Source organism: Alistipes sp. Marseille-P2263, from assembly GCF_018101075.1.
GTDB lineage: Bacteria > Bacteroidota > Bacteroidia > Bacteroidales > Rikenellaceae > Alistipes > Alistipes dispar.
Genome location: NZ_JAGQEJ010000012.1, coordinates 1 through 20,503 on the forward strand (window position 1 = coordinate 1; position 20,503 = coordinate 20,503).

A 20,503-nucleotide genomic window follows, 5' to 3' on the forward strand; every position below is an offset into this window, starting at 1 on the left:
TGTGGGCGGCGATAGAGACGGTGGGATTCTAATTACGAGTACGTGGCAGATGGGTATATGATATTTTGATATCAACTGGACCCCACAACTGCCCCCCCGCTGCATATCGTCGGCAGCGTCAGGTGTGTATAAGAGGCAGGGCTGGGGGCCCGGCTGGGGACCGGTCCACCATTACGATCCGAACCGTCCCAATATCGTGCATCGTCCGAGTCGTCCGCCCCGTTCGCAGACGTTCGGAGGCGGTTCGGGGTCGAATATCAACCGGGGCTCGGGCGGCGGCCGCACGTGGCAGTCGGGGGTCTATCAGGGCGGTAACCGCGGCGGCCGCGGCAATTCGTCCCGCGGGACGGTCGGCCGGAACGACCGGAGCGACAATCCCTTCGACTGGCGGAGCGGCTCCTCGAGCAGCGACCGCACGGGTAACCGGCGCGCCCCGTCGAGCGGCAGTTTCGGCGGCAGCCGCGGCGGCTCCTTCGGCGGCGGAGGCGGATTTTCGGGCGGCGGTTCGCGCAGCGGCGGCTCGACGGGTTCGAGTTCGCGCGGCCGATAGGGTGTCCGCTTTGATTGTCAAACGAAAACACGAGCATTATGAAACGTTCGATTCTGACGGCCGGCGCCGCGCTCCTGCTCTGCGGGAAGCTCGCGGCGCAGACCCCCCCCCAATACGAGTTCGGCGGACTGGCGATGAGCGCCGACGCCCTGTCCACTGCCGATCTGTTCTCGCTTTCGCAGCAGAGTTTCAATTTCGGCACGGCGCGGTCGATGGCCATGGGCGGCGCGTTCACGTCGCTGGGGGCCGACCAGGCTTCGATGGTCATCAATCCGGCCGGCCTGGGCATGTATAACCGCGGCGAAATCGCCGTAACGCCGATGATGACCTTTTCGCGGGCCGAAACGCCCGCGGGTCTGACTCCCTCGGGGGCCATGCCTTTCCGGAGCAACGGAAAGAACCGCTTCGCCTTGGGCAATATCGGCGGGGTCTTCAACGTGTACGAGGGGACCGGGCGGCTGCTGAGCGTGAATTTCGGCGTCGGCTACAACCGGCTGGCCGACTACAATTACAGCTATTCGTTCGAGTTCGCAGGCAGCAACCGGACCTCCTCCATCGCCGACGCCTTCGCCGTGCAGCTCGAGGCGGGCGGCGCCTATGTGGACGACAACGGCACGATCGCCATGAAGCGGGACGGCTGGACGGCCACCGACTGGCGGATCGACCCCTTCTTCTGGCCTGCCGTGGGAGCCTACAAGACCTATCTGGTGGATTACGACCGGACCGACAAGCTGTGGTATCCCGGCGAGATCGGCGATAACGCCACGGTGAACGGCGGCGCTTCGGTGCGGAGCATCGGATCGGCCGGCGAGTTCGATATCTCGATGGGCGCCAATCTGAACAACAAGCTCTATTTCGGCTTCACGCTCGGAATACAGAGCATCTACCAGAAGAAGAGCATCTATTACGGGGAGGGGTATAACTACGGCGGCGGCAACGGTTACAACCTCGACCAGGGCGGCGAGTATGCGGTCGATCGCAACGGCAATCCGCTTGCGAATGTCATGCAGTCGATGGGAATGACGCAGACGGCGACCGTGGAGGGCGCGGGCGTCAATTTCAAACTCGGCGTCGTTTACAGTCCGGTTCCGAATCTGCGGCTGGGCATGGCGTTCCATACGCCGACGTTCTATTCGCTCGACAGGCGCTACGGGATGTCGATGTCCACCGCCTCGATCGGCGCCACGTCCGAGACCGATCCGCGTCCGCACGACTACACGTCGGACACCGCTTCGGACATTCTGGAGGACTCGGGCGACTCGGGCTGGGAGTTCGTCTCGCCTTCGCGCCTGATGTTCGGCGCCTCCTACACGTTCGGCGACGTGGCGATCGTGTCGGTCGATTACGAGCGGGACTGGTACAACGGCATCCGCGTGAAGAACATGCCCTATCTGGCTTACGGGCCCGCGGCGTCGGACTTCAAGCAGGACATGAAGTATTATTTCAAGGGGTCGAACACCGTGCGCGCCGGCGTGGAGGTGCGGCCGCTGCCGATGCTCTCCGTGCGCGCAGGATTCGGATACAACGGTTCGATGCTGCGCGACGAGCGGACGATCCTCTCCTCTCCGGCGGTCGCCGAGACGACCTACTACACGGCCGGTCTGGGTTTCTCGCTCTCGCGGTCGGTTTACCTCGACGTGGCCTACTGCTACGTGAAGGACACGACGACGCCCTACATGCTCTTCTACGGGAACCGGTATGCGGACGATGAGGCGAAGACGGAGATTTACCAGAGCGAGGTCTATACCACCGACTTCACGCGTCACAACGTGGCGCTGACGCTCGGTTTCAGGTTCTGAGGCGGGAAACGCAGGGTTCCGCTGCCGGGGGTCCGTCCGCTGAGGGCGGACCTTCGTTTCGGAGGGCGGTCTGCGATCGGCGGCGGAGACGGCCGGCGTGGAAATCGTCCGATTTTTTTACTATATTTGCAGTCCGGAACAAACGCAGAAACGAAATAGTTATGGCAAAGGAGCTCAAAGACCTCACCAAGTCGGACGAGAACTACTCGCAGTGGTACAACGACCTGGTGGTGAAAGCCGGGCTGGCGGAAAACTCCGCCGTCCGCGGTTGCATGGTCATCAAACCCTACGGCTACGCCATCTGGGAGAAGATGCACGATGCGCTGGACAAGATGTTCAAGGAGACGGGACACCAGAACGCCTACTTCCCGCTCTTCATTCCCAAGTCCTTCTTCTCGAAGGAGGCGCACCACGTCGAGGGCTTCGCCAAGGAGTGCGCCGTGGTGACGCACTACCGTCTGAAGAACGATCCCGAGGGCAAGGGGGTCGTCGTGGACCCCGATGCGAAGCTCGAGGAGGAGCTGATCGTGCGGCCGACGTCGGAGACGATCATCTGGAATACGTACAAGAACTGGATCCAGTCCTACCGCGACCTGCCCATCCTCTGCAACCAGTGGGCCAACGTCGTGCGGTGGGAGATGCGCACGCGCCTGTTCCTGCGCACGGCCGAGTTCCTCTGGCAGGAGGGCCATACGGCGCACGCCACGCGCGAGGAGGCCGTGGAGGAGGCCACGAAGATGATCCACGTCTATCGGCGCTTCGCCGAGGAATGGATGTCGCTGCCGGTGGTCGTGGGCCACAAGTCGCCCAACGAGCGCTTCGCCGGAGCGGAGGACACGCTCACGATCGAGGCGCTGATGCAGGACGGCAAGGCGTTGCAGAGCGGTACGTCGCATTTTCTGGGGCAGAACTTCGCCAGGGCGTTCGACGTGCAGTATGTCAATAAGGAGGGCAAGCTCGAATACGTGTGGGCCACTTCGTGGGGCGTCTCGACCCGCCTGATGGGCGCGCTCATCATGGCTCATTCGGACAACAACGGACTGGTGCTGCCGCCGAAGCTGGCGCCGATTCAGGTGGTGATGATCCCGATTTACAAGGGCGCGGATCAGTTGGCGGAGATACGCGTCCGCTTCGATGCGATCGCCGCGGAGCTGAAGGCGAAGGGGATCAGCGTGAAGATCGACGACCGCGACAACGTCCGCTCGGGCTTCAAGTTCGCCGAGTACGAGCTCAAGGGCGTGCCCGTGCGGCTGGCGATGGGCCCCCGCGACATGGAGAACGGTACGATCGAGCTGGTCCGCCGCGACACGCTCGAGAAGGAGACCGTGCCGCAGGAGGGACTGGCCGGCCGGATCGAGGCGCTGATGGCCGAAATCCAGGCGAATATCTACCGGAAGGCGCTGGCCTACCGCGATTCGATGATTACGCGGGTCGATACGTGGGAGGAGTTCAAGCGCGTGCTCGACGAGAAGGGCGGCTTCGTCTCGGCCCATTGGGACGGCACGGCGGAGACCGAGGTGGCGATCAAGGAGGCCACGAAGGCCACGATCCGCTGCATTCCCGTGGACGCTCCCGACGAGGAGGGCGTGTGCGTCTTCTCCGGGAAACCCTCGCACCGCCGCGTGCTCTTCGCGCGGAGCTATTGATCCGCCGGAAGGCTTGAAACGTCCGGACGCCTTTTCCGCGTCCGGACGTTTCGTCGGATATTCCGGAGCGTCCCGCCGCGGGCTCCGGGCAATCGTTATTCCCGTTATGTTATGAAACCGGACATGCAGCCTCGTGCCGAGAGGCGGAAACGCGAAATCTACCGGGTGACCTTCGTCGGACTGGCGGTCAATCTGCTGCTGTCGGCGGCCAAGCTCGCCGCGGGCATCGTCGGGCGGAGCGCCGCCATGACCGCCGACGCCGTGCACTCGTTTTCGGACCTGGCCACCGACGTGGTGGTGATCGCCTTCGCGCGGATTTCGGCCAAACCCCGCGATGCGGGGCACGACTACGGCCACGGCAAGTACGAGACGCTCGCCACGCTGCTCATCAGTCTGGCGCTGGCGGCCGTGGGCGCGGGGATCCTGCTGTCGGCCGTGCGGTCGATCCGTGCGGTGGCGGAGGGCGTCGTGCTGCCGCGGCCGGGGGCCGTCGCGCTGGTCGCCGCCGGGGTGTCGGTCGTCGTCAAGGAGATACTCTACCGCTATACGGTCCGTGCGGGGCGGCGCATCGGCAGCCCGAGCGTCGTGGCGAACGCCTGGCATCACCGCAGCGACGCGCTCTCGTCGCTCGGTACGCTCGCCGGCATCGGCTGCGCCTATTTTCTGGGCGAGGGGTGGCGCATCGCCGATCCGATCGCCGCGCTCGTCGTCGCGGCGTTCATCTTCCGGATCGCCTTCGGACTGATCCGTTCGGGGCTGGGGGAGCTGATGGAGCGGTCGCTGCCGCCCGAGACGGAGGAGGAGATCCTGCGCATCGTGACGGCCGATCCCGCCGTGCGCGAGCCGCACAACCTGCGCACGCGCCGGATCGGAGCCTCGATCGCCGTCGAGGTCCATGTGCGGGTGGACGGCGACATGACGGTGCGGCAGTCCCATGCGCTGACCGAGGAGATCGAACGCCGCCTGCGTGAGCGGTTCGGCGAAGGGACGATGATCGCCGTGCACGTCGAACCGGTCGGATAGGAGGGTGAAACGATCCGATCCGGCATGGTATTTGCAAAGGAAAGCACGACGAATGTCCGGAAAGGTTCCGGCAGAGTAGAAAAATTTGGAATTTCGGAGAAAAGTGTTTACCTTGCGATCGTAAAATCCCCGGGAAACGCTTCGTCCGGAGAGCCGGGACGTTGAATTAAAAAGGATTGCCTATCGGAAAAGAATTCTACTCTTTGTAACTATTATTGGGAGAAAAGAGTATGAACGTGCAAGTATTAAGTGACCAGGTATTGCTTAATAACTACCTTTCGGGTGACCGGAACGCCATATCGAGGCTTATCGAGCGACACAGCCGCCGTGTGCGCGACTATATCAACATGATGGTCAAGGACCGCGATGTCGCCGAGGATATTTTTCAGGAAACTTTCATCAAAGCCGTCCGCGTGATCGACGAGGGCCGTTATACCGATAACGGCAAGTTCCTCTCGTGGATTCTGCGCATCGCCCACAACCAGGTGATCGACCACTTCCGGGCACAGCGGCAGAGCAAGGCGGTCACCGAATCGGAGGCCGGCTACGATGTGCTCGGGACGCTGCGGTTCGCCGAGCGCACGGTCGAGGACTCGATGGTTAGCGACCAGATCGAGCGCGACGTGCGCGCGCTGGTCGAGCTGCTGCCCGCCGAACAGCGCGAGGTGGTGATGCTGCGCTACTTCTCGGGGCTGAGCTTCAAGGATATCGCCGAGCAGACCGAGGTGAGCATCAATACGGCGCTGGGCCGGATGCGCTATGCGCTCATCAACCTGCGGCGGATGATAAAGGAAAAAAATCTGGTTTTGAGCTGACGCAGGCACAATATTCCTTCGCGGGGGGCGTTATATATGCGTAAAAAACGTAAAACGACTGGCCTATGGAGGATATTGACAAGAACGAAGTCTCTGACAACGGCATCTCCGAGGACGAGGATCTGATCAAGCGGGAGGTGATACAGGGTGATGCGGATCTGTTTTACCTGCATCATTACCTCTCGGAGGTCTTCCGAAAAGGGGATAATTTTTAAGGGTTAATTTTTGATGGGGGAGGGAGCCGGGAGGCTCCCTCTGTTTTTTTGTCTTCGGACCGTTCGCGCCGCCGGGCGGCGTCTGCGGATTCCCGGGGGACGGGCGGCGTTGCGGGCGGATCCGGAGAATCCTTCCGTGACTGCGGACTCGTCCCGCAAAGGGGCCGTTTCAGCATTTTCCCTCCATGCACCGGTGCGCGGTGCGCAACTGGAGCGCCATGGAGCAGGCGGCGGCCCCGGCGAAGAGCAGCGAGATGCTGACCCAGACCAGCACGGCGGTCGTGCCGAAGACGAGCGGTTGCAGCAGGATCCACAACGAGCACAGCAGGAGCAGAATGCCCGTGAAGACGGTCCAGCCCGCGCCCGGAACACCTACGGCGGTCATGTCGCCGCCGAGTCCGATCGTCCCGAAACCGCGCAGCAGCAGCCAGAATCCGAGAATGATCGGCAGGGCGACGGCCGATAGGGAAACATTGAATATCAGTATGATACCCAGGATGATCTCGATGATGCCGCCGACGAGCATCCACCCGCGGCCCGTGACGAAATGCCGGTTGGAGGAGGCCAGCACGGCTTCGAGTACGCCGGAGACGAGCATCAGCCAGCCGAAGAGCACCGACAGTCCCAGGTAGCTCTGCACGGGATAGAGGAAGACGGATATGCCGGCGACGATCAGAATGACGCCGACGAGCAGCAGCAGCCACCAGTAGCGGATGGCGCGTTTCGAATTTTCGAGCAGTAAAGATAGTCTGTCCATAATGAAATAAGTATTTTCCCGTTACCGGACAATTTGCGTGCCAGCGGTCCGGACGGTCCGCTGCCGGCGTCGCGTGTACGGCACGGGAGCGCGGCCGGAAAGCGGGCGTCCGCCTGAAATTTGCATGCCGCGTGCACCGGGAACCGCGAATTGCGTTATCTTTGCCGCGTTATCGTGTGCATGGACTTATGGCGACATTGACGAAGGAACTGACGTCGGGACGGCCGCTGCCGCTGATTCTCAACTTTACGCTGCCCCTGCTTATGGGCAACCTCCTGCAGCAGACCTATTCGCTGGTCGATGCCGTGATCGTGGGGCGGTTTCTGGGGATCGACGCCCTGGCGTCGGTCGGAGCCAGCACCTCGGTCGTGTTTCTCATCCTCGGGTTCTGCAACGGCTGTTGCGGCGGATTCGGAATCCCCGTGGCTCAGAAGTTCGGGGCGCGGGACTACGGCGAGATGCGCCGCTACGTCTTCGTCAGCCTGCGCCTGGCGGCCGTCATGTCGGTGGCTGTCGCAGCGGTGACGAGCTTCTGGTGCGGGGATATTCTGCGGATCATGCAGACGCCCGGGAATATCTTTCCGGGGGCCTATGCCTACCTGCTCGTCACCTTCCTCGGCATTCCCTGCACGTTCTACTACAACCTGCTGGCCTGCGTGATCCGTGCGCTGGGCGACAGCCGGACGCCGTTCTGGTTCCTGCTCTTTTCGACCGTGCTCAATATCGTGCTCGACCTCTTCTGCATTCTGGTGCTCGGGTGGGGCGTCGCGGGAGCCGCCATAGCGACGGTCTTCTCGCAGGGGGTGTCGGCCGCACTCTGCTACCGTTATATGATGCGGCGTTTCGAGGTGCTCCGGGGCGATGCTTCGGAACGGAGGTTCAGCGGCAAGCTGGCCCGCAGGCTGCTTTCGATCGGCGTGCCGATGGGGTTGCAGTTCTCGATCACGGCCGTCGGAAGCATCATGCTCCAGAGCGCCAACAATGCGCTGGGCACGGCCTGCGTGGCGGCGTTCACGGCGGCCGTGCGGATCAAGATGTTCTTCATGTGTCCGTTCGAAAGCCTCGGGATCGCCATGGCGACCTACGGCGGACAGAATTACGGCGCAGGGAAACCCGAGCGGGTCTGGCAGGGCGTGAAGGCCAGTTCGCTGATGATGACGATTTACTGGGTGTTCACCTTCTGCGTGCTGATGACGTGCGCGCAGCCGCTGGCCCGGCTGTTCGTCGATGGCTCCGAGACCGAGATTCTGGAGGATACGGCGCTGTTTCTGCACGTTTCCGTTTCGTTTTTCCCTGTGCTGGGACTGCTCTGCATCCTGCGTTACACCATTCAGGGCGTCGGCTTCACGAATCTGGCGATGCTTTCGGGCGTGTCGGAGATGATCGCGCGGATTCTCGTCAGCCTCTTCGCCGTGCCGGCCTTCGGGTATATCGCCGTCTGCTTCGGCGACTCGACGGCCTGGGTCTTCGCCGATCTGTTTCTCATCCCGGCGTTCGCCTTCGTCTATCGCCGCCTGCTCAGGATGAAGCGGCAGCCTCTCGGGTAGGGGCGCATCCTGCCCTCCGTTCTTTCCCGGACCGTATCCCGTTTCCTGCGCGGGTTCCGGGTCGCGGCCTGCCCGTTGCGGTAAGGCGCCGTTTCCGGTCGGTTCCGGGTCCGCCTTCTGTCCGGTGGCTCCACGTGGCGGGGAGGATGCAGGATGCGGCCGGAATGAGGCGGTGCGCACCCGTGCGCGTCCGCCCTGCGGGAAATACGTATGCCCGAAGACGCGGTGCGGCGGAGCCCCTCACGGGACGGGGTGCTCCGTGATATGGCTGCGGAGTTACACCGCCCGGAAATCGACGATGGTTTTCAGCAGGCTGTCTTCCGCAGCATCGGGAAAAAGACGGCGGAGGTGTTCGCAGATGCGCTCGAACGATTCGGCGGGCGTGCGCTCTGTGCGGAGCGGACCGTACAGCGTTTCGGGTGTCGTGTATCGTGTATCGTGCGATGCCCCAGCCGTAGCGGTTGCCGTGCCGGTCGATGCTGTACTCGAAATCGGCGATGACCAGCCGCATTTCCATCTGCAACCGCGTCAGAATCGGGTCGAGCGGGATTTTCCCCTCTTCCGCGACTTCCGACGCCGGGTCGGCCGCCGCGCGTTTTCCGCGTCCTCGGGCGAATCCCAGCATCCGGCGCAGCTCCCTGACGGTGGCCGTTCCTTCGGCCAGGATGGTCTGCAACACCACGTCGTCGAGGGCTGCCGCATCCTCGTTCGGAGCCAGCGGCCGGGAACGGCGGCAGTTCGCAAGATCGGGCAGCCACTCGCGGCTGACGAACCCCGCCTTGCGTGCGAAGAATTTGCCGTAGGCGCAGTGTCCTTCGCGTTCGGGAAGGTTAAAACGATCCACCGAACAGGTCGTAAATTACTCACTTGATTGCAAAGACTCCTAAAGTGCGGATAAAGGTGCATTCGCACAGAGGAAAGCCCGATGTATATCAATGAATTGCGACGGTTTTTCGACTCCTGTCCCCGCATCGCCTACCGCTGTTTTGCACGGTCTTGCGCCCGCTTGCCCGTTTCGCCTGCATTGCCGCCGTATCTCCTTGCATGACAATACAAAGATAGGAATTTCGGGTGAGAAATCCAAATGCGGGAAGATTTTGGGATGAGGATGGATTAGAAGGGAAGGCAATTTGTAAGAATACCCCCCCCCTCCGATTTTCCCTATGCTTGTATCTCATGTAACCGCGCTCGAATTTTCGTCTCCTCGTCGGTGCCGATGGTCGGGAGCCGCAGCATCGGAAGTCCGTATTTAGCCAGGATGCGGTTCTTCTTTTCGTCGCGTTCGGATTGTCGGGTACCTTGCTTGTGAAATCCGTATCCGTCGGTTTCGATTGCCAGTACGGGTTGTTTGCTCACCCGGTTGTAAATCAGAAAGTCGAGGTGTGTGGCTCTGTTGGAGGCATAGCGCCGTTCGTCTTCATCGAGCAGCGACCAGTCGCGGATGAGCTGCCGCAAGGGTTGGTGACAGACAATTCCCAGGTGACAGAATTCGGAATCCCCGGCCAGAATCTTTTCCAGCAGGGCGAAGGTCAGATTTTCGGAGTCGAATTCCGAAATTCTGCGATGCTTTTTAAGAAATGTCTGTCGGGCTTTGGCATACTGCCCGTAGAGCAGATCGAAAACCGAACAGATCTTGCTCTCCGTTATCGTGCAGTTGTTGTATGCGATATAGGCGATCAAATCGGGGATATGGCGGCTTTCGGTTTGTTCGTTTCCGGAAACGACCAGACAAAACTTGCGCTTGGCACGCGAAACGGCTACATTCAGCAGGTTGGGATCGTCCACGAATGCCCGGATCGTATCGTCTACGGTGGACATTACGATGGCCTCTTTCTCGCGTCCCTGGAATTTGTGTACCGTCGCTACGTCGATTGTTCGGTCCAATTGCCCGGAGAGTGCGGCAACCTGCTCGTTGTAGGGCGTGATGATGCCGATTTCAGCGTTGTCGTAAGGGAGTTTCGGCATCACCTCGCGGGTTATGACCTCGATTTCCCGCTGATTGAACCGACTGCGTGCGTGGTCGCCCGGGACTGTCCGCCAGGCGGAGATCACATCGGCTTCGCCCCGATCCTCGGTCATGATGACGAGTTGCCCGCCATAGAACTTCCGGTTGCAGAAATCGATGATTTTCGGATGACACCGATAGTGTTCGCGCAGCAATGTCTGCGGAGCGTCGGGAAGAACCCGGCAGACCGATTCCAGGAAATTCACACCGGCACAATCGTAGCGGGCATCGATTGCATGCTTCGCTCCGATGGCCTGTAATCGGAGCTGGTCCGCATCGGTGATGACGTTGGGCAATTGCTTCGAATCGCCGACGATCACCGCATTTCGGGCGCACATAAGCGCCAATGCTCCCGTATCAGACGAAACTTGCGACGCTTCGTCCATAATCACGTAATCGAATAGCGCGTTCGCTCGTAGATTCGAGCGCGAGGAGAAGGCCGTACTCAGGATGACGGGATATTCCTTGACGAAACCGGCGGTGAATCGTTGGAAGACCGGACGCTCGTGCCCCCTGCCGAATCTGTGGCGGAGCAGATTCCGAAGGTAACGCATCGAATCGTCGCTCAACCGTGCCATCGCCTGTCGGGCATCGGTAGCGGCAAGTACTTTCTGCAGCTGTTCGATTTCATTGGACAGCTCCTCGTGCTTTATATGGTAGAAATCGCGCTGGATGGCAGGAATCAGTTCATACAAATCCTGTCGTTGCGGATCGGGACGGATACCGTTGAACAATCGTGCGACTTTCCGTTTGAGAAGAAACCACCGGATGGCCTCCAGCCATTTTGCGAAAAGCCCGCGCGTTTCCGGCTTCTCGACTGCCGTCTGCAATTCGTTCCATAGCGTCAGTAGCCTTGCCGACGAGAGTTTTCGGCGGAGCGTTACCGTCGGATCGGAGGTCGTTTCCTGTTCGAAATGTGTCTGCTCTGTTTTGAGGGCTGTCAGTTCCTGCCGGGCCAGTGCCAATCGTTCCTGCCAGGCGAATATTTCCTGCATGGAAGCGGCTTGCGCCTGAATCGTCTTCAGAAATTCGGGAGAGTCTGCCTCGGCCGAATACCATGAATCGATCTGGGCGGGAATAGCCTTTTCAATGGCCTGCGTTTCAATGAATGCTGATTTGTTATCACTGCTTCCCAGCAAAGCGGCGATGAATCCCATGTCGTGTTTGTCCAACTTTTCGACTATGTTTTCGATGGCCGAATTGTTGTTCGAGACGATCAATACCGTCTGCCCTTGAGCGATGATGTTGGCCACGATGTTGAGAATCGTTTGCGTCTTGCCTGTTCCCGGGGGGCCCTGGATAATGCTGACCTGATGCTCGAAGGCGGCCTGGACAGCCTTTTGCTGGCTGGCATTGCAGCCGAAAGGGTAGAAAAGCGGTGGGGCGGAGGCGTGTTGGAGCGGGAATTTTCTGGGATTCAGGTAACAAGCTGCCGCCGAATCGTCCGGAATAAACTCGATTTTCTGATATTGAGCCAGAAGCAATCGTGTGCCGTCGTTGGCTTTCAGCGGATTGATGGCTGCCACATCCCGCAGATATTCGAAGATATTTTGGATGGAGGAGTCCTCCAGACAGGACCGAATAAGTTCGATTTCTGAGCCTTTGTAGCCGGCGCTTTTTCCGTCGGTGTATTCGATGTACCAGAATTTCCGCGATCCCTGCTGAAAGGCGGCTATGTAGGCTATCGGACCGAGCTGTTTGCCTTTGTGCAGCAGCCGACAGTGTTGTGGGTCGAATAGCACGGGATTTTCCAGCAACAAGACTTTGTTCGGAGAGTAGGAATAGGTTTTGGAAGAGTTGTTGAATTTAATGTTGCACCGATGAGGATTGGAGGTATTCCAACAACGCTCGACGGAAGAGGTTTTAATCTCTCCGTCAATGACAATCATATTTTTCCGAGGGTCTAACATCCTGGTTGCAGTAAAATTCCTTATAAAAATACGAAGTTTTTACGATATGACATAACCTGGGCTGAAATTTGCTTTTCTCGGATTGTTTAGGCTATTGCAGGGATCTTTCAGGAGTGGAGATTTCAATATCCCGCTCCTTTTTGATAAGGACGGGCGAATCGGTTGAGGGCGAAAGGTTATCGACTTTTCGGGTTTATTCGTATCTTTGCTTTCATGGACAGGGGCGAGATTATCATTTATCAGACAGCTGACGGCGAGACCCGTCTGGACGTCCGCATGGAGGATGACAGTGTGTGGCTGACGCAGGCGCAGATTGCGCAATTGTTCGGAGTTGACAGAACGGTTATTGTCAGACATGTCAACAACATTTATAAGTCGTCCGAATTGGAGCGGGACGTAACATGTGCAAAAATTGCACAAGTTCAGCATGAGGGGCGACGGCAAGTGCGGCGTATGATTCCATATTATAACCTCGATATGATTCTGTCGGTAGGTTATCGTGTCAACTCCAAAAACGCCACGCAGTTCCGCATTTGGGCGAACAAGGTGCTGAAAGAGTACCTTATAAAGGGGTATGCCGTCAATAACCAGGCGAAAGCCGAGCAATTGGAGGAGCTGAAAAAGACCGTCCGTCTGCTCTCCAATGTTTTGGCTGCAAAGGATGTTACGAAATCCGAGGCGGTCGGGCTGCTGCGCGTGATTACGGACTACACCTACGGCCTCGATACGCTCGACCGCTACGATTATCAGCAGTTGGAGGTTACGGCAACCACGGCGGAGGAACCGTTTCATGCGACCTATGAGAATGCGATGGAGGCGTTGCAGGTGTTGCGCGACAAGTTCGGCGGCAGCGAACTGTTCGCCCACGAGAAAGACGAGTCGTTCAAAAGCACGATGGGTGCGATTTACCAGACCTTCGGCTGTCCAAGCGTCGAGGATAAAGCGGCCAATCTGCTCTACCTGACAGTCTAGAACCACTTGTTCAGCGACGGTAACAAACGCATCGCGGCGTTCCTGTTCCTGTGGTTTCTGGAGAACAACCGCATCCTCTACCGTTCCGACGGCTCGCGCCTTTTGGACAACAACACATTGGTCGCCCTGACGCTGATGATCGCCGAGAGCCGCACGGAGGAGAAGGATGTGATGACGAAGGTGGTGGTGAATCTGATAAATAAGAACAACTAATCTTGCCCTTATTCTCACTTCCCAATGACCAATATTGAACCGCAAAAACTATGTCTATCAGGTACGCATAGCAATTTGTGCTGCTTCACGGATATGGGTTATGACTATTCTTTAAAGGAGATTTGAGGTACTTTACTACGATTAATTATAGGGGTTACGAGTTCTTCAGACTCTTGTACTTATCAATTTCTAAAATGATTAAGTTTCTTTTATACATTGATTAAATATCTCTTCCAAATATTCTTTGGAGTGGAATCCAGTCTCGATTCTCTTATGAACAAACAGCTTTTATTCGTATGTTATTTCGGTAAGCGAACATGGCAAATCGTTTTTGTTATACTCGTCAGGCCTGAGTTGCGTTACTGAAACGGGTTTAGAATCACCGACTGTTTGTTTTTTCCATACATAGGCGGCTTGAGACATTACAATCAAAGAATCTCCATCGCTTGAATAGCCGTATTTTGCTACTGAGTATGCACGATCCCCATTTTGATTGCGCCAAAAAATGGTATCGTCAGTCAGATTGGCTGCATACGCCGCCAAGGGATTTTCGTCGAAATGTTGTGGAGTACATGGATATTCGCAAGGCTTGTCGTCAAAAAACACTCTGACCTGAGCAGCTCCGGGAGTCAGAGACAATACGAGATTAGGGGTTCTGTCTTCTTCGTCTTGAAGCGTGTTGGATTGGTCATGTTCTTGGAATCCTGGTTGCCTGTATCCCCAAACGCCTAATTGACCTTCTCCTGTAAGTAAATCTGCTTGAGGATTGAGTGTTGAAACTTGGGGTTGCTGGGAATATGCGGTGGATTTCTCGGATGGATTGAAAACCCATGCACCCAAGGAGCCTCCAGAGGGCTCTTTATCGCTTTCGGCCCACTCCAGCAATCGGTTTTTACTTACTTGCGCCTCTGCATTGGTTACGGTTCTCATCCATTTGAGATCGGGCGGCAATTCATTTTCCTGTAGTATAGCAGGATTCGCCAGAAATGCTTCGATGCTGCCGCAGCGCAATATGATTCTTTTCCGCGTAATGGGGTTGTCGAGTATATTTTCCAGCCGCGTAATCCAACGGAGATTCTCCACCCGGTTATTCCGACGATTCGTGTCGATATGATCAACAACGTGTTCTTTGGTGGGCTTGGGGCCGAGGAATGCAGTTGCGACAATGACATGGATTCGGACAGATGCGATTTCCATATAGCCATGTACGATATTGGGTTTCCCGAATGTCCAGAAGTTGTCGTATTTGCGCGGACGCTTTCCATCACGCGGATAGCGGAAGACAGCACCATTATCGCGGACTGCGTATCGTTCATCCTTGTAGATACACTCTACCTCGCGGGTGAAATCGTCGATGATGGCCATAGTAGAGGATAATAACTTACTAATTATTACAATTTTTCATATGAGCTATCACCGGAAATATTCTCATATATTGAATAAACAAACTCTTTTACAAATAAGATGGTGTCATCTAACCAATTGATATTTATTGTTTGTTTGGAACTGATAGATATATCATAGTCCGCTTCATGGACAATTTGATTTCTCCGTGAGACTATAAGATCTATTTTCTTTTCGAGAAATTTTTGATTTGCATTGGAAGTTGATTCCGGGAACGGATAATGCATTTTGCTCATTATCACAGGAATCTTATGATCCAGATCCCAGATATAACTTAATGCATCTTTGATGCTGTCTATTTTTTGAAAAGACATGAATTTTAATATAGTCTTGATTTCATTATTTATCCAATATTCTGCAGTTTCTTCATTGCATGTAGGAGGCGTTTTTCTTGACTGGCATTCAATTACTTTATTCAAAGTCGAGAACTTTATTGGAATTGATTTGCATTTATTCGTTTGAAGTGTTTTATTCGTGTATGAATTTATAATGCCAATACGAACAAATTCATGAATAAAACGATCCATAGCACTCACCAGATTGACTAATTCAGAGCGTAATAGATCGGATAAGTCCTCTGGCGTTATTTTATAATGGTCGCTTAAAAAGACATAAAATCCTCGCATCTTCTGTATGTCACGGATACATGCATTAAATGTTGTAATCGTATTTATCATACTAATTTAGAAGAGCCGTAATGTTATTTGCTATTGTGGTGAATTGCTCATTAAAAGCACCTCGACTTTGAATTAATTGATCTTTAACAATTCCTGTCGCTTCTAACTTATCGTCTGGAATTGCGAAAACAGGTATTCCTATTTTTTGATATTGTTGCCCTAGAGTTGCAAAATCTTTAATTTCTGCTAAACAGAAGTCTTCAGAGATGCGAGCGTCACTATATCTTTCTAAGGGAAATGTCATAGAAACTTGGGACAAAGCTGGGATGAGAAAATCTTTGACTGTTGATTTAATGGTGTCAATTAATGGCCTATAAATGGCAGCTGCAACTCCTCTTCTAATATTAAACCGTTGAATTATTTCGCCGATGAATCGAGGTGTTCCGTTGGGCATTGGATAGGTAGCGTGGGCAAAATTATGGATATTGACATTCTTCCAGTTTATCCATTGTGGTAAGATGCGGGACAAACTCTTGATGGCCATTACGCAAAATATATCAGGATTAGCAGGGATGATAAAAGCATCACTGGAAACAAATAAAATTTGATTTAATGTGCTTAATCCCGGGTTCAAATCAATAAGGGCGTATTCGATATCGTATTTTTCCGTTATGTTTACAATTAACTGATTGAAAGACCCCGGCAGATTCTGCATGGCTGTCAAGGTTACCGGAGCATTAATTGCAAATGTTAATTGAGGATCATATTCTGATAAGTTCATATGCCCTGGGAGCAGATATAAATCTCTATTAAAGCTATGATTGGGGCAATTTATCATCCTAATAGGATCCGGAGTTCCTGCAAAAGCGGGGCGCACTCCATCCATGATGTTGTTGGAGCATGTTTCCGCATCATCATAGTATGCATCAAATTTTTCTCCTAAGAATACAGATGTGAGATTGCATTGAGGGTCTGCATCGACGAGTAAAACTCGGTGTCCCATTTCGGCAAGTTTCCATCCAATATTGAAAGTCGAGGTTGTTTTGCTTACACCGCCTTTGTGATTGAAAAATACGATTTTCTTAACCATGTTATTTTGATTTTAAATTTTTATTCTTCCAGTTTGAGTTTCGGGAGCGAGCGGACGATCTTCATCGTTTCGAGCGAGACGGTGATGATGCGCAGCAGCAGGTTGTAGATGTATTTCGGGTCGTCGTGCTCTCGGCACCAGTCATTCGGGTCGTTCGTAATCTGGCTCGTTGGGTCTGTTTTTACCGCATAGCGCTCCATTACCCACTCGATCGCCGACTTGCCGTTCACCACATAGTCGTAGGCCTCCAGCGGAATGTTCTCAATCGTGATGCCCGCATTGTAATGTATTATGCTCTTGTCGGCCGTCTTGCTGTCGAGCTTGCCGAAGCGCATCTTCTCTACACGGTAGTTGATGGCGTCATCTTCCGAAGTGGTCGAGTTTACCGTGTGGCATCCGGCGTAGGGCTCCACATGCTCGTATCCGAGGTGGAGTTCGGCCAGGCTACGGCCGGCACGGCTGAAGGCCCAGAAGTCGTCGGGCGACTCGACCAGCGGCAGTCGGGGCAGCGACTTCTTGAGGTCGGCGGCGAAGGTCGTGCGGTAGTCCGGGGCGTGGAGGATGCCATAGACATAATAGAAGATGTCCTCCTTGGTTACGCGGCTTCCGTACTGCTTGCGGGCCGTGGAGAGGATCCAGTCGGTCACGCCGTCGCGGCGGACGTAACGGTCTGCATCGCTCTGCTGAGCCGAGAAGAGGTCGGCGATATCCGCCGTGCTGTCATCATACCAATAAAGCGGAAAACATTGCCCGTTGAATTGTAATTGGTAGTCAGAAATACAATCTGTTATAATAGAAGAAAAATCTTTATTAGAACCTATTCCAGAGACGCATATTACTATATTGTTATGATTTTTTGTTGGAAAAATTTTTGGTATTTGATATCTTTCTTGATTTAAATCATCATCAAAGTAATTGTTGGTTCGAGTAAATGGGCGATATGCTGATATTCGGTATTGTTGCGGATTCTCAACAATAACTTTATTCTTTTTAATTTGATTTAACCAGTCTCTGGACCAAGATCCTAACAAAGGGTTACGTTCGGGTTCTGATATTTTTTTGTTTAGTAATAAAATTCGCTGTTCCTCATAGTGAGAGATCGTTTTGCAAATATTTACTTTTAGTTTTTCTAAAGAGAAATTATAAACCCAACTATCGCGAGCAGATACTGGTCCTAATGAATATCCTTCAAAGAACGATTTATTTCCTTTCTTGAACTTCTTTTCGGGCTCCAGCGGGGTAAAGAGTTTGAACTGCTCGCTGCGCTTGTTGAGCCAGTCGCCATGTTCGTTGGGGGTAATGGTGATCCATTGCATCAGCGGGTTGCTGATGTCGCCCATATTGTGAATGATACGCAGTTTCTCCTCGCGCGAGAGGTAGTCGCCGATGTCGTGGTAGCAGATGCGGGCCGCCTCGTCGGATACCTTCGGTTTCTTGACCAGAATCGTAATAGCAATCGGAGTGCGGGAGCCCAGACCGAAGACATTACCGGCCTCTTTGCGGCGGATTTCACCGCTTGTGCGGCAGTTGCCGCGCAGGTTGAAGACATAGATGGCCGAAAATTCGCGTTCGAGGCATTTGCGCATGCCGTCGAGCCCGTTGGCATCGAGCCATGCGCCGTTGGTAACGAAGCCGATGACACCGCCTTCCTTTTCGTTAAGTCGGTCCGAAGCCCAGCGGAAAGCCTTGATATAACTGTCGTAAGCCGATTTGTTGAGGGCGGCCTCCGATTGGGCAACGTAGGTGTTTTCGATACGGCTTTCGAGCGTGGGATAGGATTCGTTCTGTGCATTGTCGTTGGCCGACTTCTGCCCGATGGAATAGGGCGGGTTGCCGACGATGACGGTGATGCGCCGTTTCTTCTGCTCAATGACGCGCCGCGAGTTGGTCGGGAACTGCTCGGAATAGAGGTTCTCGTCCGCAGCCTCCTCGCCCAACTGGAAGGTGTCGGTCAGGCAGATGCCGCCGAAGGGCCGGTACTCCGTATCAGGGCCCATCAGGTCGTGGAAGACATTTTCGATGTTGACCGAGGCGATGTAGTAGGCCATCAGTACGATCTCGTTGGCGTGGATCTCCCGGCCGTATTTGCGCTCCAGGGCCTCGCGCGAGATGAGCCCGCTCTGGAGCAGGCGTGTGATGAAGGTGCCCGTTCCGGTGAAGGGGTCGAGGATGTGGACGTTCTCGTCGGAGAGCGACCGTCCGAACTCCCGCTGGAGGATGTAACCGACCGAGCGGATGATGAAGTCGACCACCTCGACCGGTGTATAGACGATGCCCAGTTTCTCGACCGTGCGGGGCGAGGCCACCTTGAAGAACTTGTCGTACAGCTCGACGATGATGCGCTGCCGGGCATCGGCTTCGTGGATGTCGCCGACCGTGTCGCGGACATAGTCGTAGAATTTTTGGAGTTTCTGGTGCTCCTCCTCGGTTTTGGTCTCGTCGTCGAGCAGGTCGAGCATCTTCTGCATCGACCGCGAGATGGGGTTGCTGGCGGCAAACTGGTAGTTTTCGAAGAGGGCCTCGAACACGGGGCGCGAGATGATGTGCTGCGAGAGCATTTCGATGGCATCCTGTTCCGAAAGTCCGGGATTGATGTTGCGGTGCAGACCCCGCATGAGCTGGTCGAAGGCCCGGCGGTGTTTGCCGTTGTCGGCGATGAGAGCCTTGATGCGCGCGATGTGCTGTTCGGCAATCTGGGCGATGTCCTTGGCCCAGAGTTCCCAGTAGCGTTTGGTGCCGACCTTGGTCACCAGTTTGGCGTAGAAGACGTTCTGCAGGTCGTTGAAACTCATCGAGAGCTGGGTGGCGAGCTGCTCGGCGGCACTCTCGGCGCGAGGCTTGCTGTCGCCGTCGCTGTGCTGGTCTTCGTCCTTGCGCGAGGCGCCGACTCCGCCGAAGAGGATGTTTTTGGGCTTCTTTTTCGACAGTTCGATCTTGTTGACTTCGGCATTGAAGCGGTCGTCGTGAGCCCGCAAGGCGTTCAGCACAGTCCAGACCACCTTGAAATTGGGGTGGTTTTCGAGAACCTTGTCGCCCTCGGCATCGGCCGGAACCACGACCGGAATGATGATGTATCCGTATTTCTTGCCCTCGCTGCGGCGCATGACGCGACCGACCGACTGCACGACATCGACCTGCGAGTTCTTCGGTGAAATGAAGACCACGGCGTCGAGCGACGGAACATCGACACCCTCCGAAAGGCAGCGGGCGTTGGTCAGCATTCGGCATTCGCGTTCGTTTTCGGGCTGCTCCTTGAGCCACATCAGCTCCTCGTCGCGTTTGGTAGCCGACATCGAACCGTCAACGTGGTGGGCGACGACATCGACCATCGTGGCGCGGTCCTCCTCGCGGATGTCCTCCATGTAGAGGTCCTTGTAGTCGGTAAAAGCATTGGCGATTGCTTTCGAGGCCTTGATGCTCGAACAGAAGGCCACGGCACGGCGCATCGGCAGCGGGTCGGAGCCCTTGACGAACTCTTCATCGGCGCCGAGCACCTTTTTCGAGAGGGCATTGATGCAGCCGATGAGTTTCGAGGGATCATCCGCGTCGATGGTTCCGTCCTCGCGGGTCAGTGCGTTTTGCAGCGTGGGGGTAATGTCCTTTTCGCCCACGGCGAGGATGAGGACCTTGTAGTCGGAGAGCAGTTCCTGCTTGACGGCCTTGCCGAAGCCGATGCGGTAGATCTCGTCGCCGTACATCGAGCGGTCGTCCATCGAGCAGAGGACGGCGGAGTTCTCTTCGGCGCGTTTCTTCGTCTCGTCGGTATAGAGGCGCGGCGTGGCGGTCATGTAGATACGGCGCACGGCCCGCAGGAAGTCGTTGTTGTGAACCCGGACAAAGGCGCTCTCGGTCTCGTCCTTGAGCGTAACGCCCGTGGTGCGGTGCGCCTCGTCGCAGATGATGAGATCGAACGTGCCGAAGGCGTCGCCGGTCTCTGCGA

Annotated in this window: 14 protein-coding genes and 1 pseudogene; 9 read left to right on the forward strand and 6 right to left on the reverse strand. The window is 55.7% G+C overall.

What is annotated here, in order from left to right:
• The first annotated feature begins 124 nt into the window (after positions 1-124).
• From KB554_RS12530 to KB554_RS12555, 6 genes are all read left to right on the forward strand, one after another.
• On the forward strand, positions 125-550 hold the full coding sequence (locus KB554_RS12530) for a hypothetical protein (RefSeq protein WP_211036417.1): 426 nt from the start codon (positions 125-127) through the stop codon (positions 548-550).
• A gap of 38 nt (positions 551-588) precedes the next feature.
• On the forward strand, positions 589-2,349 hold the full coding sequence (locus KB554_RS12535) for an outer membrane protein transport protein (RefSeq protein ID WP_211036365.1): 1,761 nt from the start codon (positions 589-591) through the stop codon (positions 2,347-2,349).
• Positions 2,350-2,510: 161 nt separating this feature from the next.
• Positions 2,511-3,995 (forward strand): proline--tRNA ligase, encoded by a 1,485-nt coding sequence (gene proS / locus KB554_RS12540; protein WP_211036366.1) that lies wholly within the window; start codon positions 2,511-2,513, stop codon positions 3,993-3,995.
• Between the two features lie 123 nt (positions 3,996-4,118).
• A complete protein-coding gene (locus tag KB554_RS12545) occupies positions 4,119-5,018 on the forward strand; it encodes a cation diffusion facilitator family transporter (RefSeq protein ID WP_211036415.1) in 900 nt (299 codons plus the stop codon).
• Between the two features lie 230 nt (positions 5,019-5,248).
• Entirely contained in the window at positions 5,249-5,833 is a 585-nt protein-coding gene (locus tag KB554_RS12550) for a sigma-70 family RNA polymerase sigma factor (protein ID WP_141428732.1), read from the forward strand.
• A gap of 65 nt (positions 5,834-5,898) precedes the next feature.
• Positions 5,899-6,048: a hypothetical protein gene (locus KB554_RS12555; protein ID WP_162852160.1), complete on the forward strand. Its 150-nt coding sequence runs from the start codon at positions 5,899-5,901 to the stop codon at positions 6,046-6,048.
• 169 nt (positions 6,049-6,217) lie between these two features.
• On the opposite strand, the gene KB554_RS12560 is transcribed toward KB554_RS12555, so the two are convergent.
• Positions 6,218-6,805 carry a DUF308 domain-containing protein gene (locus KB554_RS12560; protein ID WP_141428734.1) on the reverse strand — a complete coding sequence of 196 codons (588 nt, stop codon included), beginning with the start codon at positions 6,803-6,805 and terminating at the stop codon, positions 6,218-6,220.
• Between the two features lie 188 nt (positions 6,806-6,993).
• On the opposite strand from KB554_RS12560, the gene KB554_RS12565 reads away from it, so the two are divergent.
• Both KB554_RS12565 and KB554_RS12570 read left to right on the forward strand, forming a co-directional pair.
• Positions 6,994-8,352, forward strand: coding sequence for an MATE family efflux transporter (locus KB554_RS12565; protein ID WP_141428735.1), 1,359 nt, complete (start codon positions 6,994-6,996; stop codon positions 8,350-8,352).
• Between the two features lie 497 nt (positions 8,353-8,849).
• Positions 8,850-9,155, forward strand: a complete 306-nt coding sequence (locus tag KB554_RS12570) for a hypothetical protein (RefSeq protein WP_211036368.1) — start codon at positions 8,850-8,852, stop codon at positions 9,153-9,155.
• A gap of 358 nt (positions 9,156-9,513) precedes the next feature.
• On the opposite strand, the gene KB554_RS12575 is transcribed toward KB554_RS12570, so the two are convergent.
• Entirely contained in the window at positions 9,514-12,246 is a 2,733-nt protein-coding gene (locus tag KB554_RS12575) for an AAA domain-containing protein (RefSeq protein ID WP_242116356.1), read from the reverse strand.
• 234 nt (positions 12,247-12,480) lie between these two features.
• Here KB554_RS12575 and KB554_RS12580 point away from each other — a divergent pair.
• A pseudogene (locus KB554_RS12580) lies at positions 12,481-13,452 on the forward strand (virulence protein RhuM/Fic/DOC family protein).
• A 288-nt stretch (positions 13,453-13,740) separates the two neighbouring features.
• Here the strand turns inward: KB554_RS12580 and KB554_RS12585 are convergent.
• Genes KB554_RS12585 through KB554_RS12600 form a run of 4 tightly spaced genes read right to left on the reverse strand, consistent with a single transcriptional unit; the run spans position 13,741 to position 20,366 of the window.
• Positions 13,741-14,817, reverse strand: a complete 1,077-nt coding sequence (locus KB554_RS12585) for an HNH endonuclease signature motif containing protein (RefSeq protein ID WP_211036372.1) — start codon at positions 14,815-14,817, stop codon at positions 13,741-13,743.
• A 26-nt stretch (positions 14,818-14,843) separates the two neighbouring features.
• Positions 14,844-15,533, reverse strand: coding sequence for a HEPN domain-containing protein (locus KB554_RS12590; protein WP_211036374.1), 690 nt, complete (start codon positions 15,531-15,533; stop codon positions 14,844-14,846).
• Position 15,534: 1 nt separating this feature from the next.
• Complete coding sequence (locus tag KB554_RS12595; RefSeq protein ID WP_211036376.1) at positions 15,535-16,563, reverse strand: ParA family protein; 1,029 nt, start codon at positions 16,561-16,563, stop codon at positions 15,535-15,537.
• 20 nt (positions 16,564-16,583) lie between these two features.
• A complete protein-coding gene (locus KB554_RS12600) occupies positions 16,584-20,366 on the reverse strand; it encodes a type ISP restriction/modification enzyme (protein ID WP_339328770.1) in 3,783 nt (1,260 codons plus the stop codon).
• Between the last annotated feature and the right edge of the window lie 137 nt (positions 20,367-20,503).